An 18,256-nucleotide genomic window follows, 5' to 3' on the forward strand; every position below is an offset into this window, starting at 1 on the left:
TAGTTGGTTTCGCATCGTTGATGCTCGGTACCTCAGGGTGTTTTGGATGCACCGACCGAGACGATCGGGCTGACGTGCCGTTCGCTGAGATGCTTGAGCACTAGGGCCGGCTGGATAGGCACCGATGTGATTGCGCCCCCATGTTGCAACGCGTCATCAACAGCAGAGGCGATCGCTGCCGCAACCGCCGTGGTACCGCCCTCCCCCGCACCCTTGACCCCCAACGGGTTCAACGGGCTCGGCGCGTCCTCAGTCACCAAGATCTCCACGGGAGGGACCACCTCGAGGGTTGGGATCAAATAGTCCATAAAGCTGGTGCACAACGGCGTGCCGTCGGGTGTGTAGAGAAACTCCTCGTAGAGGGCGCCGCCGATTCCTTGCGCGACGCCTCCGGCGATTTGGCCCTCGACGAGGGTGGGGTTGAGCGCACGCCCGACGTCGTAAGCGACGAAGAACCGTTCTACCTCGACACCACCTGTGCCCTGGTCGAGCTGCACCACGGCGGCGTGCAACCCGTACGGGTACGTCATATGGTCGGTTTGGAACCAGCCGTCCGCGCTGAGCCCGGGAGTCTCCTTCATGACGCTGGCGCCGACTGGCTCCAGGCAGGCGGCTATGGCAGCCAGAGACATTGCCTGTTCGGGTTTTGCGGTAACCCTGACCTGGGCCCCCTCCAGCTCGACCTCTTCCACGCTCACGTTGAACTGCTGCGCGGCAACCCGCTTGGCCTTTGCCACCAGGTTGTCGCTGGCGATCTTGGTCGCGGAGCCAGCCATCACGGCTAGGCGAGTAGCGAAAGCACCTCGGCCGTAGTCGAATTGATCGGTTTGTCCTCGGACGACCCGTACTTGATGGTGTGGGATGTCCAAAGCGTCGCCGACGATTTGGGCCAACACAGTGTCAACGCCCTGGCCAACCGACGATGCCCCGGAGAATAACGTCACGCCGCCGGCGGTATCGACCGAGACTCGCGCACCCTCGACTGGTCCGATACCGCTCTTCTCGACAAAGCACGCCAGACCAAAGCCGACGGCCTCGCCCGCCGCGCGGCGCGTTTTGGCAGCGGCTCGGATGCTTTCGAAATCGAAGTGTGACGTTGCTTTTTGGAGAAGCAATTCATAATCACCTGAGTCGTGCACCAGGTCGGTGCCCATTGCCTGGATGGGCCGCTGGTACGGCATCGATTGTGCGGGAATGAAGTTGCGGCGCCGAATTTCGCAGCCATCGATGCCCAAAGCCGCTGCGACGGTGTCGATCAGCCGCTCCCGAGCGAAGGTGCCCTCGTAGCGCCCGGGCGAGCGGTAGGTTCCCGCTGGTGTTTTATGGGTGAGTCTTACGTGTGCGCGAGAGCGGAAGTTGGGGATGACATATGGCCCGGGCAGCATCGATGCTGTTAGCGAGGCCACTGTGGCGCCGTGGGTGCGGACGTAGGCTCCCTGGTCGAGGAGGAAACGGTCATCGAGGGCCTCGAGCCAGCCATCGCGCGTTCGGACGAGGGCCCGCAGGGTATGTTGTTGTCCGCGTGAATGGTTCGTGGCCATCAGGTGCTCTTGACGGTCTTCGATCCATTTGATCGGGGCGCGCAGCCGCATCGCAGCGAGGGCGATGAGAAGGTCCTCGGGATACAGCTCGCCACGGGGACCGAACCCGCCACCGACGTGACCCTCACGCATGACGACCGCTGACGGGGACAATCCGGTGACTGCCGCGACCACGTCGCGGTTCCAATACGGCACTTTGGCCGCTCCGTCGATGATCAGTCTCTGATCGGTCGCGTCGTAGACCGCGGTCAGGCCGCGGCATTCCAGTGGTACCCCGGTGTGCCGGCCGATTCGCGCGGTGAGCTCGAATACGCGGTAGTCCGGGTCGTCTGCCGCGCGCGCGAACGCGGCGTCGACATCACCGTATTCGATGACGAAGCTGGCGGCCTCTGAGTCTTGGGCCGGAAGTTCCCGGTCAAGGTCGGCCGCCCAGGTTGCCTGTTCGCTGTCCAGCCACGGGACCGGCCCTAGTGCCGCATCGATATGCGCGGGCAGCGGATCGATATCAAGCTCGACGAGTTCGGCTGCATCTTCGGCGAGATAGGGTGAACGCGCGAAAACTGCCACGACCGGCTCCCCGACGTAGCGCACAATCTTACGGGCCAGCATCGGCTGGCGATACGGCATCAGATCATCGAGCGCGGTGAGACGAAACGGAATCGGCGGCAAGTCCGCGATGTCCCGATAGGACCAGGCAGCCACCACACCGTCGAGCAGCAGTGCTCTGCGGCAATCGATACTAAGGATCCGGCCATGAGCGATTGGGGAGCGAACAATTCGCATGTGTAGTTCGCCGTCGTGCGACGTGTCGGCGACGAATCGCGCCGCGCCGCGTAAGAGCACCGGATCTTCGATCCTGCGGACACGATCGCCGATCACGAGCCGGGCTCCTCACCGAGGGCTTGCAACCGCCGCTGGGTCGTCAATGCGGCCGCGACGATGTTCTGATATCCCGTGCAGCGGCAGAGGTTCGACGACAAGACATCTCGGATTTGCTCGACGTCGGCTTCGGGGTTTTGTTCGAGGAAACCCACTAACAGACAGAGGAATCCGGGCGTGCAGAATCCGCATTGCAACGCATGTGCGTCCCAGAATGCCAGCTGTGCGGGATGAAGTGTGTGTTCATCGGCCGCGAGCCCTTCCACCGTCCGGATCGAGGCACCGTCGGCTTGCACGGCAAACATCAGGCAAGAACGCACCGGCTGGCCGTTGACGAGGATTGTGCAAGCTCCGCATACTCCATGCTCGCAACCGAGATGCGTTCCGGTTAACTGGCATTCGTCGCGTAGCGCGTCGGCCAGGGTGGTGCGAGCCTCCACCGTGATGTGGTAGCTATCCCCGTTGACGGACAGCTGAAGCGGATGCTGATGGGTCACGGCGAACTCTGGCGGTCGGAGAAGGCGCGCGGAAGCAATGCGCGCACGAGTGCCCGCCGATAGTCTGCGTCCGCGTGCGTATCGCTTGGGGGGTCCACCTCGGCGGCCGCTGCGTCAGCGGCAGCGGTCAAAAGATCGTCGCACCACCGATGTCCGATGCAAGTCTGCTCGGCGGCTGGGCTACGCACCGGAATGGGGCCGACCCCGCCGATGCAGAATTTGGCGTCGGTCACCACACCATCGAGGATTTGCACAGCGCCGGCGGCAAGAATGATGCCGAAATCACCTTTGCGCTTGGCGTATTCCGCAAACCCGGAGCGGTATGTGTTGTCCAGCGCGGGCAACGCGATGTCGGTAAGGATCTCGTCGGGTCGTAACGCCGTGGTCAACGTCGCTTGGAAGAAGTCTGAGCTCGCTATCGTACGAATCCCGTGCCGGGCGCTTTGCGCTGTCATTTGCGCGTCGAGAAGTGTGGCAACGACGCACCACTCGGACGCCGCGTCGCAGTGTGCGATGGATCCGCCGAACGTTCCGCGAGTTCGGATCGGGAAATGGCCCACCTTGGCCGCCGCCTGTCCCAGCAGTCGCCCGAGTGGGCCGCCGAGGTCATTTTGTTCGAGTTCGGCGTGGCGAGTGCACGACTTGATAACCACTGAATCTTGCTGTGTTGCAACACCACTGAGGCATGAGATGCGGTTGATGTCGATCAGCCGGGCCGGGCGTGCCAGGCGAAAGTTCATCATCGGGATCAGGCTTTGACCGCCTGCCAGGACTTTGCTCTCGTCGGGGTCGTCGTCCAGCATCGCCAGCGCCTCGTCGAGCTCGGTGGGTCGCAGCATCTCGAAGGGCGCCGGCTTCATCTCGCCGACCCAAGGTAACTCAGCCCGTAGACGTCGGTGCGCCGATCTTCTCGCGGCCGGATCCTGTCACTGCGTATTCGTGCGGACCGAACCGCGTCAAGGTCAATCGAAGCAATCGCCGAATCCGCCGTCGAGCGCGATAGTGGTCCAGCTAGCAATTCGCCATAGGCGTCGCAGGCTACCGAGCCGCCGAGGGTGGCCGGACCGTCGTGTGAGGCACCAGCCACTTGCGAGACAGCCACCGCCGCGATCTGGTTCAGATTCGCTTGCACCAACAGTGTGTCGGCGTGGCGTGTCGCGCCGCCAGCAGGTACGGATTTGTCGAAGCCGCCCACCCAGGCGGCTGGTGCGATCAACAGGTCGACACCGCGCAGCGCGAGGATGCGCATCACCTCAACGAAACGCAGGTCATAACAGATGCACACCGCGAGCACGCCGTAGCGTGTCTCAGCCATGGGCAGTCCCAGGTCGCCCGGAGCGAAGACGTCCTTTTCTTGATCGAAGAGATGCAACTTTCGGTAATGCAGGACCGGGCCCTGGGCTCCAAGCACCACAACCGAATTGAACAAGTCGTCACCGGCTCGTTCGCAGAAGCCCACAACCACGAACCCACCGTGTGTCGCCGCGATCTGGGTGAGCTCCGTGATGCTGGGGCCATTCACCGGCTCGGCGACACGTGCGGCAAGCTCGGCGTCCACCACATAGCCGCTGATCGCCAGCTCGGGAAGGACCACGATATCGGCACCGAGGTTGAACGCCCGCTGCGTCCGGTGCTTCGCAAGTCCCAAGTTTTCCGCGGACTTTCCGGCGACGACATCAAGCTGTTCCAACGCCACCTTGACGACAAGCGGATCGGCCGAGCCGGTCACGTGACCTCAGCCTCCTCGGCGACTATTGCGAAGGAGGCGCAATTCTCGGCGCCAGCCGAGCGGCTGAGACCCTTCCCAGGTCTCCGGCAAAGCAAGTACCGCGATTCACTGGCGCCGCGCCGCGCCCGCGGCTGACAATGATCGCTCCACCTCGGGGCAGCGGGCCGCTCAGGCATCGTCGGGTGCCGGAACAGAAACAAGGTGAGTCAAAGGTGGTCGGCGAGTGGAGATACCGGCGGCCTGGGCGGTCTCCCACGAGACTTTGCCGTCGCGGAAGAACTCCAGGAAGATCTGATTGAACAGTTCGGGCGAATCCGTCTGGCCTTGATGTCCCGTGTTTTCGGGATAAAAGAACTGGACGTTCGGCAACACATCCTCTTGCGGATGCCCACCGATCTCCGGTGGCATCGCGTGGTCACTGGCCCCGTACAGATAGATGCCGGGCAGCGAAAGGCGATCGAAGCGACCTTTGATGCTCATTCGCGCTTGTGTGTCGGGATCAGGGCTTTTGAAGACCGACTGCTTGTTCATCTCCCGGTAGTAGTCCATGTGTTTGGCCGCCGCCAGCGTGCGCATTTCCACGACATCGTCGGAGATCTTGGATGGGTCGTTGACCAGCCAGGCCATGATCTTGCGCATCGACTCGTTGGTGCCGTCGAACTGAAAGATGATGCTGCGGTCGACGTCCTTGGGTTGGGGCAGCTTCCGCATGATCTCCTCAAATGAGACAAGATCCTCTAGTCCCCCTGAGATCAGCACGAAGCTCAGGATCTTCTTGGGATGCGCCGTCACGTAATTCACTGTGTTCTGGGAGCCCATGGAGTTGCCGGCGATGTGAAACCGCTCCAACCGCAGCGCCGTGACAAAGTCATGGAGAAAGTCGACGTGGCCGCTGAGGTCGGGAAGATAGGCATCTTCGTAGTGTTCGGTAAGCCCGAAGCCCGGAAGGTCCGGACAGTAGACGCGAAATCCGTTGGCCCCCAGGAACGGGGCTATCTGTGGCCAGGCCGCCGTTCCCGATGCCCCCCACATTCCGCCGTGCAACAACACCACCGCGGGACCCGTCTCACCTGCTGTCATGTAATGGGCAGCGGCACCGCTGCCCAGCCGAACCCAACGGCTCAGTAATCCTGGGACGTGGATAAGTCCCTCTTCCGTGAGCGCCATCAGCGCAACCTCCAATCATTCGCTGTGGGGTATTCAAACGGCGGGCAGTGCAAAGCATCCGTGTGACGGCGAACTTATATCCCCAGCGTCTGGTTTTGTTCTTCGCGGTTTCGACCTGCGGCACGCTCGTTCGGGACGACGACCGCGGTCGCGCGATTCCACGGGACGCGGGGTCTCACTTGGGTAGCCCGAGGGCGCGCTCGGCAATGATGTTGCGCATGACTTCCAGGGTGCCGCCGCCGATCATGAGGGCTCGCGCGTAGAGGAACCAGTCTTGCCAGTGTCCGTCGCGGTGGGCGAGCGGATCGCCCTCGACTAGCAGCGATTCGGCGCCGAGCAGACCCAGCGCCGTTTCAGCGATTTTGAGGTTCAGTTCGCTGCCGATGATCTTGCTGACTGGCGCATCGGCGGGAGTGGTCGTGTTTAGCGCTGCGCGGGTCATGACGCGGTAGCTGTTGTAGACCTGGAGGGACGCCTGAGCGTAAAGGTCTGCTAATCGGTAGCGCCACGCGGATTCCTCGAGTTTGGGCTTGCCGCCGCTGAGGGTCGTCGCGGCTAATTCGAAGAGCTCCCTCACTGTGGCCCGTGGTCCCGATTCGGTATTTGCCTTGCCCGCAGCATGGTCGGAACCGCCGGCGAAGATTGCGGTGCGCTCTCCGAACAGGGTGCCAAGCGCTATGCGCCATCCATCGTTTTCAGGGCCGATGAGGTTCTCGGCCGGCACTTCTGCGCCGTCGATCACGACCTCACTGAAGTCAGACGTGCCAACGCACATCCGCATCGGCCGTACATGGACTCCCGGATCCCGCATGGACATGATGAAAGCGCTTATTCCGCTGTGCCTTTCGGCGTCGGGGTCGGTTCTGGCCAAGAGGAGGCCATAGTCGGCCCAGTGGCCGAAACTGGTCCACGTCTTGGTTCCGTGCACCACGTAGACGTCGCCTTTTTTCACCGCACGGGTGCGAAGCGAAGCCAAGTCGCTGCCAGCCTCGGGTTCGCTGAACAGCTGGCACAGCACGTGCTGACCAGAGTGGATTTGCGGCAGATATCGCCGTTGTTGGTCGGCGGTTCCAAACCGCTCAATCGCCGTGAGCAACGCAGAATTGCCCAGCACGCTCGGGAAACCACTGGCCGCAATCTCCTCGCGCAGAATGCGTAGCTTGAACGCGTCTAGGTCTCGATTTGCTGCGGGCTGGTAGCCGGCAGCGTGCAGTGCGGCGATCCAGCGTTTGAGCGCGTCGATATCCTCCGCGTATTCCGGGGCGCGGTGGCCGTTGCGGCGTTTCGTCTTGAGCTGCGGCGCGTTGGCCGCGATGAAACTCCGGAGTTGTTCCCGGTATTCGTCGTATTCGGCCGGTACGCCGACGACATCAACATCCACTGTGAATCCTCCGATTCCTTGTGGTAGTGCGAACAGGCGATTTCACGTCGTTGATGACGAGCTCCATTGGTTAACTGAGGCCAGCAGCGACGGCGTGGCAGAGATGTTCACGGTGCGCGTCAGCGTCACCGAGGAGTGCTTGGTTCGATTTCGCGCGCCGCAAGTACAAATGGATGTCGCTGTCCCAGGTGAAGCCGGTGCATCCATGTACCTGAATCGCTTCACTTGCGATCCGGGCATAAGCGTCGTTGACGAAGATCTCGGCGACATCAACGGCAACGGCGGCATCCGCCCGTTTGTCGGCCACCGCCAGCGCGGCATAGTGCGTCGCGGCCGCCGCTGACTCCGCGGCCACGTGTAGGTCGGCGATCTTGTGCTTCATGGCCTGAAACGATCCGATGGGACGCCCGAATTGGACTCGATCCTTGGCGTAGGCGACACATAACTCGACCAGGCGTGTGGCTCCGCCGACGCTCTCGGCGCACTGCAACACCTTGGCAACCCGCAATTGCTCTTCAACTTGTTCATCCGCCGCGCCCACATGTGCGCCCAGCCTGGCCGATTGAGGGACGACGACGTTGTCGAAATGAACGTCGTACAAACGTCGGGTGAGGTCGATGCCGTTACGCGGCCAGATGGAGGCGCCCCGAGGTCGAGCGGGAACAAGAAGCTGCACCGCTCCGGCGGTGGTCCGCGCGGTCACGAGAAGAAGATCGGCAGCTTCGGCGTCTTGCACGAGAATTTTGGTGCCGTTCAAAACGAACCCGTCACCGGTGGCCTCGACCGTGACGGCTGAATCTTCAGCCCTCCAACGACTTCCGGGTTCGGCGATGCACCATGTGGCGATGACTTGTCCCGATGCGATCGAGAGTAGGTATCGCTCTTTTTGCTCGTCGGTGCCGAATTGTGCGATCGCGTGGGCCACGACATTGGTTGGGCCAAAGGGGCCGGGTTGAACCACACGACCCAATTCCTCGCTGACGACGACCAGGTCGACGAGCGGTTGGGACGTCAACGTAAACCCACCATACTGTTCTGGCACGAGCATCCCGAACCACCCCAGGGATGCCGCCTTGTTCCACGAGTCTCGGTCGAAACCGGAGGGATGATCGAACAACTCACGCACTCGTGTGATCGGGCTGGAGCCTTCCAGAAACTTTCGGCTAGCTTTGCGCAGACGTTGCTGCCGTTCGTCAAATTCGAAAAACACCCGAAATTCCTCTCATTGCACCACCTGTGGTCCACACCTGGCGTCGTCAGCCTCAGTTGTCGTACTGGTTAGTCGTCGCGTTTGACGCCAAGCATGCGCAGCATCTCCCAGTCCGGTGGACACGGACCTCCGATGCTGACGACCTGTTGACCTCGGTCGGCGCGTACTGCGTGACGGACACCGGCCGGAACGTGGATAACGTCTCCGGCTTCGAACGAGTGGGTTGCAGAGTTGCTGATGTCTTCCACCGTGCCGCAGCCCTCCAAAATGTAAATGGTGTCTTCGGAGTCGCTATGGGCATGTGGGACGTTTTGCTCTCCAGGCTGCATGCGCACGTAGTTCATATTGGCCGTGCCTGCGCCAACGCCGGGCCACACCACCATTCGTGCATCGCTGGAGATGAAGGGCGCGTACAGGCTGGGCTGATCGCGATGAAAAATCCTAAACCCCATGACACTCCACCTTTTTCGGGCTGATCGGAAGATTTCGAGTTAGTCAGGTCAATACAGGGCCGCGTCTGGTGGGCAGGGACCGCCAAGAATGACTGCTCCGTGCTCACCGGCGCTGAAGCTATAGCGAGTGTGTGCATCTAGGTGAACCATCGCTCCAGTGGTCAGCGTTTCTGTCTCGCCGGCCACAAGATCACGTATCGCCGCGGTGCCATCCAGGATGGCGTAGACGGCTTCTCCGGGGTGTTCCTGGTCCACGGTGCTGGCATGCGGGCCCAGCGTGATGTGATGCATAGTGCGATATTGGGCGCCCATTCCTGGCCACACGATGGCCCGCGCAGATCCCACGCCGTCAATGAGCCCAAGCTCTTGTCCCGTCCCTTGTTTGACAACGCGCAACGCGGCTGCAGCTTGGGTCTGGTGGACGCCCGTCGAGTTATCGGTGCCCATCACCGGGCCTCGCCATCGCGGACAGCGCTGTTCATCGGTTCGCACCCAGCTGGCTCGAGCCTTGTTGGCCCACAGCAGCAGTCCGCCATCCTGATCGGTACGTTGCGCGAGCCACCGGCGAATAAGGTGTTGGGCTCACGACCGCGCGGATACGCACCTGCTCGTGGGGTTCGATCGTCACCTTGCGTGTGTCGTCGGGCTCGCCCCAGACCACGTGCACTTCGGCGCCCACAGGGACCGCGGAATCGAGGACTGCCAGGGATAAGACCTGCCGCTCGTTGGCGCTGTATCCAGTGAACATTGATACACCGACTATCGCGCCATCGGCGTCGAGGACTGAGTCGAAGCTGGACGTGCCAGTTGTCGCCAACGGAAGGTCGAAATACTGCGTGCGGGCCCCCTCTTGGCGAACAGGGGCAGCGAGTAGGTCGGCGACGTCATCGGCATTCCACGCCAGAGTCGATTTACGACGTTGCTCGCTTGGGTCGATGGCTTGCAGCGCGTCGCGGCCGATGAATTCGTGGTCGAATTTGACGAAGTTGCCGTACCCGAGTTCCCACGGGTTGAGGTAGTAGGCGTCAATGCTGGGCGAAATGTAACTGCCGGCCAGAGAAGCTGTCGCCTCATAGCCCGTGGCCGGGAGCCACTCTCGGTAGGAGCGCAGTTCACTGTCGGTGTAGATTGCGGGCAAAGGCGAAGGAATCCAGCCTGATTCGAGCGTTGCGTACGGATAGGCGCGCGCGCCACAGGGTTCTAGGCCGAATTCACGGCCAGCTTCCATGATCGCATCACGTACCCGGTCCCGGGACTCGTAGGGGCCCCACAGTTCCAGTCCCGGTGCCCCGGCCATCCCGTGCCGGAGCGACCGCACACGTTCGCCGTTCACGTTTAGGTATCCCAGCCGGAAGAACTTCTGTTGTTCGACAGGGGCCCCGTTGAGCTTTTCTATGATCTGCCACGCGTTCGGCCCTTGGATCTGATAGCGCCACAGATCACGTTGTATTGCTTGGCCGTAGGGACGTGAGGGCGAGCGTTCATCGTACCTAACTTCGACGTGGTAGCCGCCGGTCTGCGCTCGAAAGTTGAGCCAATTGGCAACCGGAGCACGGCCCACAAAGATAAACTCGTCCTCCGCTAGTCGAAATACGATGCCGTCGCCGACCACACCCCCGGTGGGGGCAACGCAGACGAATTGCTTCGCAGAATCCACCGCGAAGTTACTCATGCTGTTGACGCCAGTCTCGTTGAGCAGTTTGAACGCATCTATCCCGGATATGAAGAGATTGACCATGTGATGGGATTGATCGAAGAGAACAGCGGACTTCCGAGCGGCCTGCGACTCGCGCACCCAGTTGGTGAACTCGGATGGGACGACGGGGAAGATGAAACGTCCGATTTGCGAGTTCCGCAGCAGACCAACGATATCAGGGTTTTCATCAAGAAGCTGCTGCAGGTTGGCGGCGGCCATCTGAGTTTTCTCCGCTCTGTGGGATTTTTGGGGGGCTCGGTTCCGACCACTTCGGTCTCATGGCTCGCTTACGACGATGCCCGAGGGTTCATTGGAAGACGACTGTTCTTGTTCCATTGAGCACAACGCGGTTTTCGCTGTGCCATCGGACGGCTCGTGCCAGTGCACGGCACTCGAGATCGCGACCGATCGCAATCAACTCACCTTCGGACATCGAATGATCGACTCTCGCGACATCCTGCTCGATGATGGGACCCTCATCGAGATCAGCTGTCACGTAATGAGCAGTGGCCCCGATCAACTTGACCCCGCGGTCGTGTGCTTGGCGGTACGGTCGCGCTCCCTTGAAACTCGGCAGCATCGAGTGGTGAATGTTGATCGCCCGCCCTTCCAGTTGCTTGCACAAGTCGTCGGTGAGCACTTGCATGTAGCGGGCAAGTATGACGGTGTCGACGCGCAGCCCCTCGATCACCGTGAGGAGCTCCGCCTCGGCTGCTCGCTTGGTCTCGTGCGACACGGGGATGTGGCGGAACGGTAAACCGTGGCGGGCAGCTAGGGGCTGCAGATCCGGATGGTTGGAGACCACCGCGGCGACCTCGATAGGCAGTTCTCCCAACGATATCCGGAACAACAGATCATTGAGACAATGTGCCAGCTTGCTGGCCATAATAACGACGCGAAGCCTTAGGTCGGGGTCGACCAGACGCCAGCTCATGGAAAATCGTTCTGCCACGGCCTCAAGGTCTCCACGCAGCACTGCGTCGTCGAAGACGCCCGGGATTGTCCGGGCGAACTGCACACGCATGAAGAAGCGGCCGCTATCGGGATCGCCAAACTGTTGGCTTTCCACAATGTTCGCGTCGTGGTCGAGCAGCAGTCCTGTGACTGCGTGGACAATGCCCGGAACGTCGGCACACGACAGGCTTAGCACCCGACGAGTAGCGCCATCGGCCGTCATTTCGCGGCCCTTGCCTTGTTCGGTTGCGGCACAGCGAGCCGTTCAAGCCACGCCCTGCGCCACGCTTCGGTGCGTTGAAGTTCGTTGAAGGTGAACAGGTGAAACCCGGTGACGTTGGCGGCAGGCGAGGCCAATGTTGGTGTCAGGCCTTCAACCAACCGCCTGGGGTGGTATCCGCCGGGTAGAAAGAACTGCGCAAGCATGCCGTGCTGCTTGCTGATAAATCGCGCGGAGGCACCCAGTCCTAGTTTGCCCGAGATGCGAGCCAGCTTGCGCCGCGGGACTGCGCCAGGAATGCCGACCCGGATTGGCAGTCCGATCCCCCTCCGTTTCACACCGCAAGCCCACCGCGCTGTGGTGTCGGGATGAAAGCAGATTTGGGTGATGATCTCGCTGGCGTAGGGCGCCTTATCCATCAGCGCACTTTCAATCAACCCATCGCTGATCGAGCCGTGTCCCTCGGGGTAGCCCGCGATACCGATGGAAACAAACTGATGACTATGCTCTTCCAACCCAACCAGGAGTTGCAATGCATCGGCAAAGCAGCCTGCCGGTTCGTGCAGGTCCCCACCCACGACAAAGATTCGGTCAATGCCGGCGGCGTGAATTCGGTCCACGACGTCAGCCAGGTGTTTGTGATCACGAATAGACCGCGCAGCAATGTGTGGTGCGACGGAATAGCCTGCAGCGCGTAGGGTTTCGGCAAGCTCCAGGGTGGCGCCGGGTCGCGACTCAGTCGTCGTGATGGTGATTGCACTTGTGGTTGGCAGGTGAGTTGATACCAGTTCGCCGGTTCCAGTGAAAGGGAGCACTTCGTAGCTGACGTTTTGCAGCGCCGCGCTCAGAGCGGTGCGCTGGTCGCCATTGGTGTTGCCCGTGGTCGGTGTCGGCTTGGGCGGTCCTACTGATGTGCCTTCAGGCATCAACAAACTCCCCGTTCGAATTCCGCTTTCGGTAACGCGCGGCTGCTGTTGGGTATGACTTCTCCGGTCAGCAAATCTGATTCGGCCGGTGTCGGCCCGGCCGACTTATCCGAACGGGCCGCTTCTGCGGAAGCAGAACTTTGCCGAGCGCGTTACAACATCTTCGACGGGGCCTTCGTATGGCTTGGCGAGTTCCTCATATGTCAGCGAATTGATGCGGTTGGCCACATTTTGCAGTTTGGCGATGTCCATCCCGTAGGCCTTCGCTGCATTGAGCCCAATCATGCCGGCCGCCCGCTCGGCGGGAACCCCAGCAAATGAATCCCGCAGGTGCAGATGGGTCATCGGTACTTCATCATCACTGCGCGGATACTGCCAGGATCCTTCGGGATGGGGATAGTCACTGCCCCAAAGGATCTGGGTGTCGAACCCAGCCTCGACCGCACGTTCGGCTTCGAAAGGTGCGATGCAGGACCATCCGATAAAGACGTGCTGCTTGCACAACTCGCTTGGCAACCCGCTTAACTTTGTTGGTCCGAAGGGGCCGGTGTTGACGCGGAGGACCTCAGGCAGGCTGTCCATCTTCGCCGTGTAATTCACGTAGAAGTCGTCCAGTCGCGCCATCAAGATCTGCCACCAGTCATCCACCACCTCGGTGTAAACCAGCTTGAGATTTGGGTAGCGGTCGAATACGCCACCAAACAGCAACAGCGGCAGGGCCGATCGTGTCCCCTCCCCCATAATCTCCAACATGTACACCTCCCAGTCGCCTTGGTTCGGTTTCTTCCCGGGAGGCGGGGCGCCCGGCGCTTGGGCGTGGGTGGTCAAGGGCATGTCGTTCGCGGCGGCTGCGGCATAGAAGCGGTCCCAGGCGCGGTCGTTGTAGGCAGGGTTGACTACTTGCGGACGCGGCCAGTTGACGCCCTTCAGCCCAGCCTCGGCGGCCCATTCAATCTCCTCGGCCGCGGCTTCGGGGTCCCAGATCGGCACATGTGCCAGCCCCGCATGTCTTTCCGGCTCGACCGAGCAGAAGTCGGCAAGCCACCGGTTGTAGATGTGCCTACCCACTGCGACGAGTTCATTGTCGTAGCCCTTAAAGCCGTAGGCGCCGAACGCGCTGTTGAAGGGGATGAGATCCTGTCGACCCGCGTTAAGTCCGTGGAAGACGATCTCGCCGGCCACACCGTCACGATTCATGTCACGCAACCGTTCGTGCGCATCCCAGCCGCCGGTGGTCAGCGCATTGCGGAAGTGCGACAAATGCGGGTTCTCTTTGTTTTCCGGACCGCCCATTTTGTGCGGCAACTGGTCGTTGACCTTGGTGAACTCGTCGAACTGCTCCAAGTACTTTTTCGGACAGTAGTCCCGCAACTGTTCTTTGAGCAGCGGACCGACATGAGCATCCGACGTCACCGCGATGACGTGGTCGGTGGGGGCCACGGACGGCGCGGCGTTTTCTGCTTCAGCAGTGGTCATTTCGACTCCTCGGATTGTTGCGGACGTGGTATTGGGCTTTGGTCGCTGCGTCACACGTTTTCAGCGGTGTCGCGGGCAGGAATTATGGGCAGCAAAATGCTGCTGGGATGGTCGGGCCCCGTATGCACAGTGGTCTTGCCGGCGTAGGTCGCCGTGGGTCGGTCGTCCGGATCGTCATGAAGCATGCCGCCGGAACCGAACTTGTCGACTTGCTCACCGAAGCTCTCGTAGCTGTCGACCGAACCAGCCGCCGGACGAAGATAATCACGACCGAGGACGCTCAGGCCGATTCGATATCCCGCGGGGATCACGATGCTTGTCGGCCATACCTCGATATCGACGCCGTAGATTTCTCCTGGCGTGAGGGGTTGGCTTTCATCGTGGGCGTGATACGGCCGGAACTCACGGGTCAGCGTCGCATCAAGTTTGCGTTGTGAGGCGCGTAGCCAACCCTTCCCGATTGAGGTGTACGGGTCCATTGCACCTTGGAACGTGATTTCTTCACCAGCAGTGTCATAGACGTGCACCACGACGAACAAGTCGGCATCGGTCGTGGTGGAACTGATGTACAAACGCACCGCGATCGGTCCCGTTACTTCGGTGTCCTGCGGCAATGGGCTTGAAAGAAACCTGATCCCATCCCCCATCGCGTCGAATGACGAATTGCTCTGCGTCCGGGGCGGGGTCGGCTCTATTCGGCCGGATGACGCGTGCAGATAGGAGCGCGCCCACTGCGTGTCGGGAATCGGCCAGTCGGATTCCCCACGCAGCGTGTACTTTTCACCCACATGGCGCACATTGAGGAGGACGGGAGCCTGATCCTTCCAGCCCGCGGATTCCCCCTTGAGGAAGTGGTCCATGAACCGTCGCTGGATGTCGAGTCCGTACTCGCTGTAGAACTCGGTCCAGTGTTCATGGCCGTGGATCTCTAGCCACTTCTGCTTCGTTGCGGCACGCATGAAGGCTTCGGTATTACCGCGCAGGTGCAACGCGGCCCCACCCCAGTTGCCGGCCGACAGAATGGGCACATGGACGTTCTCCCACCGTATGGCCCTGGATTGCCACCATGCGTCGGCGAGGACATGTGGATTCTTATGCGGGGCCCATACCATTCGGTTCGCGCGTAGTTCGTCTTCCGACAACGTTTCGTCGCCGGTGACCAGTTCACCGTTGTTGGGGTTGCGCGGCCCGCGCTCTCCGAGTCCATGCTGCATGGTGAGAATCCGCGACTTCCACCACTGCATAGACCAAGTTGTCAGAATCCCGCCATGCCTGGACGCGTCGCGGTAGGGGTCGGCGTTCCCCTCCCACGCGCAGACGGCAGCAAGGTGGCGCGGCGGCGATTCTAGGGCCGCAACCCGCCAACTGATGCACGCGTAGTACGAGATGCCGAGCATCCCAACCTCGCCACTGCACCACGCCTGACTGCCTGCCCAGTCCACACACGCTGCGGCATCGAGGGTTTCACGAAACGAGTGCGGTGCGAGAAAACCAGGCGAGCGGCCCGCACCACGCGAATCGACCCGCACGTATGCATACCCCTGTGGTATCCATCGCTCGGGATCCGGGGTCTCCCACGCCTGATATTTGTTCGTTGACCCGGTCAGCACTTCGGGTCGCTTGTCGACTAGGCGTTCCCACTGTTCGGGATGATGCGCGGAGAATCGCATTCCCTTGCCGTAGGGCCCGTAGGTCAGCAGTGCCGGCACCGGCGCCTCGCCCAGTGGACGAAAGACATCTGCTCGCAAAACGACACCGTCATCCATCTCGATCGGCACGTCCCACTGGATACGCATGCCGTCTCGCACGACACCGTCAGGGGTCGTCTGGCCGTGACTGACATTAAGACTCACGCAGATCCCTCCAGCCACGCCCACAGTTTCTTCCCGCCAGTAGCGGCGGCGGCCGAGCCGAGCTCGCCGGCCCACATCGTCTGGCTTCCCCATTCGTCGCACCATGACCAGATGCGTGAGGTGTATTCATGCAAGGCGAATTCGTAGGTCATACCGATAGCGCCGTGGATCTGGTGAGCGATGGCGGCCACGGTGCTGCCGGCCGCCACGGTGAGTACCTTGGCGGCAGCCACCAACGTGCGTACACGGGGTGTCATACCGTCGCTGTCGTACGCATTCAGAGCCGCATGAGTGATCGCACTGACAGTGGCGGTCTCGCCGGCCATCTGCGCCACATGATTCTGCACAGACTGAAAGTTGCCGATAGGCCGGCCGAATTGCTTACGAGTCTTGGCGTAATCGATTGACATCGACAATGCGGTCTCCATCGCGCCTGCGATCATCAGCGCTCGCGCCAAGGCCGCACGATACAAAAGTTCGTCGTGCACGGATGCGACGACGTCTACTACCGCCGACTCGGGAACGACCGTGTCGATGGAGATGTCGTCACGGGGCTCTCCGGCCAGGTTCGCGCCACTGGTAATGGTCAGGCCGTGGGCGTCAATGACGAAAACGGCGGGACCGCTGGCGGTTTTGGCCAAGCCAGAAATCCAGTCCGCGTCACGACCGAAGGCGACACGTCGTAGTCTTCCCCGCAGCCACCAGCCCCGTTGTACTCGGGTGGCGTCAAGTTGGTCGGCGCCAATGGTTAAGACGCCGTTGGGAATCTCAATGCCGTTGCTGCTCAACAGCCACGCGGCCAGCATCGAAGCCTCGGCCAGTGGAATTCGGGCGGCGTGCCGCGACGCCGCGGTGACGATCGCGGCCGCCTCGACGAGGCTCCCGCCCGTTCCGCCCATTGCCTCGGCTATTCCCACTGACGTCAACCCCAGGTTGGTAAGAACCTCCCAGAGTGCAGCGTCGAACATCCTGGAGTCCAATGAATCCTGGTCGCGCTTGGCGTGAGTGCCGAATACGTCGTGGCATAAAGCCTGAAGGTCCTGGATATCCACGCTCATCGCAGCCCCAAGCTCCGTGCGATGACACCGCGCAGGATTTCGTTGGTGCCGCCTCGAATACTGAAGCCGGGAGCATGCAGGATCGCTTGGGCCAACAGGTGTGTTCGTTCATCCGGCGAGGTGAGATCCGGCTCGATACCAAGCGTAGCGCGTGCTAAATCGATGACGTCCCGCTCGAATCGTGTCCCGATGTCTTTGACCAATGCGGCGTGCTCTCCCACATCCTGACCATCATTAAGCCTTGAGGCGACCCGTTGAGACAGTTCACGCAGCGCGGCCAGTCGTGCGATTACGTTGCCCACTGCCGCGTGGGATTCCGTGTTGGCACAATCGATGTGGTCGATCACCTGCGCTAGCAGCGGATAGGTGGATAGGAACCGTTCGGGCCCGCTTCGCTCGTAGGCAAGCTCGGAAGTGACTTGTTTCCAGCCATCACCCGGCGCGCCAAGGATGTTCTCTTGTGGGACAAAGACATCATCAAAGAACACCTCGTTGAAGTGGTGTTCTCCGGTGAGAAGGGGTATCGGCCGGATGGTGAGGCCTGGCGCGGATGTCGGCACGATAAATTGTGATAACCCTTGGCGCCGATCGTCAGACAACGTGGAGGTCCGCGCGAGCGTCATGATTGCGTGAGCCCGGTGGGCTCCGCTGGTCCAGGTCTTTGCTCCACGCAGTACCCAGCCGCCGTCGGCTTGGGTAGCCCGCAGTTGGACGGACGCAAGGTCCGAGCCTGCATCGGGCTCACTCATACCGAGAGCGAAGAAAAACTCCCCACGAGCGATCTTGGGCAGCAGGGTTTCCCGTTGCCGCTCAGTTCCATAGCGCAGCAACGCCGGCGCGATTTGGCGATCTGCGATCCAGTGCGCGGCAACAGGGGCGCCAACGGCAAGGACCTCTTCGGTGACGACATAGCGTTCGATGAAGCTGCGGCCCGCACCACCGTAGCGTCCGGCGGGGATTATCATTCCGACCCAGCCCTGGTCGGCCAGGTTACGGGTGAAGGATTCGTTCCAGCCGCTCAGCCACGAATCGCATTGCGGAGCAAAAACCTTCTCTGCCAGCTGCAGGTCAAGAAAGTCACGGACAGCGTTGCGAAGCCCGACAAGATCGTTGACGGCAGACTCTGTCACCGACATGGCCGCAGCACTTTCTGAACCGTACGCCGTGATGCAGCGAAGATCGCTTTCGGCCTCGGGACACTCGCGAGTCGCCAATCG

Annotated in this window: 16 protein-coding genes; all 16 read right to left on the reverse strand. The window is 61.4% G+C overall.

What is annotated here, in order from left to right; genetic code table 11:
• Window positions 1–32: 32 nt before the first annotated feature.
• Window positions 33–2,420, reverse strand: a complete 2,388-nt coding sequence (locus QGN30_RS24400) for a xanthine dehydrogenase family protein molybdopterin-binding subunit (RefSeq protein WP_248923448.1) — start codon at window positions 2,418–2,420, stop codon at window positions 33–35.
• Window positions 2,417–2,917, reverse strand: a complete 501-nt coding sequence (locus QGN30_RS24405) for a (2Fe-2S)-binding protein (protein WP_248923447.1) — start codon at window positions 2,915–2,917, stop codon at window positions 2,417–2,419. The genes QGN30_RS24400 and QGN30_RS24405 overlap by 4 nt, the downstream gene beginning before the upstream one ends.
• Window positions 2,914–3,777, reverse strand: a complete 864-nt coding sequence (locus QGN30_RS24410) for an FAD binding domain-containing protein (protein ID WP_248923446.1) — start codon at window positions 3,775–3,777, stop codon at window positions 2,914–2,916. The genes QGN30_RS24405 and QGN30_RS24410 overlap by 4 nt, the downstream gene beginning before the upstream one ends.
• Window positions 3,774–4,646, reverse strand: coding sequence for a nitrilase-related carbon-nitrogen hydrolase (locus QGN30_RS24415; RefSeq protein ID WP_248923445.1), 873 nt, complete (start codon window positions 4,644–4,646; stop codon window positions 3,774–3,776). Before QGN30_RS24415 ends, QGN30_RS24410 begins: the two co-directional genes overlap by 4 nt.
• A 168-nt stretch (window positions 4,647–4,814) precedes the next feature.
• Window positions 4,815–5,813, reverse strand: coding sequence for an alpha/beta fold hydrolase (locus QGN30_RS24420; protein WP_248923444.1), 999 nt, complete (start codon window positions 5,811–5,813; stop codon window positions 4,815–4,817).
• A gap of 175 nt (window positions 5,814–5,988) precedes the next feature.
• A complete protein-coding gene (locus tag QGN30_RS24425; RefSeq protein WP_248923443.1) occupies window positions 5,989–7,194 on the reverse strand; it encodes an acyl-CoA dehydrogenase family protein in 1,206 nt (401 codons plus the stop codon).
• Between the two features lie 70 nt (window positions 7,195–7,264).
• Window positions 7,265–8,404 carry an acyl-CoA dehydrogenase family protein gene (locus QGN30_RS24430; protein ID WP_248923442.1) on the reverse strand — a complete coding sequence of 380 codons (1,140 nt, stop codon included), beginning with the start codon at window positions 8,402–8,404 and terminating at the stop codon, window positions 7,265–7,267.
• Window positions 8,405–8,472: 68 nt separating this feature from the next.
• Window positions 8,473–8,856: a cupin domain-containing protein gene (locus tag QGN30_RS24435; RefSeq protein ID WP_248923441.1), complete on the reverse strand. Its 384-nt coding sequence runs from the start codon at window positions 8,854–8,856 to the stop codon at window positions 8,473–8,475.
• A gap of 48 nt (window positions 8,857–8,904) precedes the next feature.
• On the reverse strand, window positions 8,905–9,303 hold the full coding sequence (locus tag QGN30_RS24440; protein ID WP_248923440.1) for a cupin domain-containing protein: 399 nt from the start codon (window positions 9,301–9,303) through the stop codon (window positions 8,905–8,907).
• A gap of 31 nt (window positions 9,304–9,334) precedes the next feature.
• Window positions 9,335–10,771, reverse strand: a complete 1,437-nt coding sequence (gene ligM, locus QGN30_RS24445) for a vanillate/3-O-methylgallate O-demethylase (protein WP_248923439.1) — start codon at window positions 10,769–10,771, stop codon at window positions 9,335–9,337.
• Window positions 10,772–10,859: 88 nt separating this feature from the next.
• Entirely contained in the window at window positions 10,860–11,729 is an 870-nt protein-coding gene (purU, locus tag QGN30_RS24450) for a formyltetrahydrofolate deformylase (protein ID WP_248923438.1), read from the reverse strand.
• Window positions 11,726–12,652 (reverse strand): methylenetetrahydrofolate reductase, encoded by a 927-nt coding sequence (locus QGN30_RS24455; protein ID WP_248923437.1) that lies wholly within the window; start codon window positions 12,650–12,652, stop codon window positions 11,726–11,728. The genes purU and QGN30_RS24455 overlap by 4 nt, the downstream gene beginning before the upstream one ends.
• A gap of 105 nt (window positions 12,653–12,757) precedes the next feature.
• The gene (locus QGN30_RS24460) at window positions 12,758–14,128 is read right to left on the reverse strand and encodes an amidohydrolase family protein (protein ID WP_248923436.1); all 1,371 of its coding nucleotides are present in this window, start codon (window positions 14,126–14,128) and stop codon (window positions 12,758–12,760) included.
• 50 nt (window positions 14,129–14,178) lie between these two features.
• Window positions 14,179–15,999: a CocE/NonD family hydrolase gene (locus tag QGN30_RS24465; protein ID WP_248923435.1), complete on the reverse strand. Its 1,821-nt coding sequence runs from the start codon at window positions 15,997–15,999 to the stop codon at window positions 14,179–14,181.
• Window positions 15,978–17,039: an acyl-CoA dehydrogenase family protein gene (locus QGN30_RS24470; protein WP_248923434.1), complete on the reverse strand. Its 1,062-nt coding sequence runs from the start codon at window positions 17,037–17,039 to the stop codon at window positions 15,978–15,980. The genes QGN30_RS24465 and QGN30_RS24470 overlap by 22 nt, the downstream gene beginning before the upstream one ends.
• Entirely contained in the window at window positions 17,036–18,175 is a 1,140-nt protein-coding gene (locus tag QGN30_RS24475) for an acyl-CoA dehydrogenase family protein (RefSeq protein ID WP_248923433.1), read from the reverse strand. Before QGN30_RS24475 ends, QGN30_RS24470 begins: the two co-directional genes overlap by 4 nt.
• Window positions 18,176–18,256: the final 81 nt, after the last annotated feature.

The organism is Mycobacterium sp. 3-98, from assembly GCF_035918355.1.
Classification (GTDB): Bacteria; Actinomycetota; Actinomycetes; order Mycobacteriales; family Mycobacteriaceae; genus Mycobacterium; species Mycobacterium intracellulare.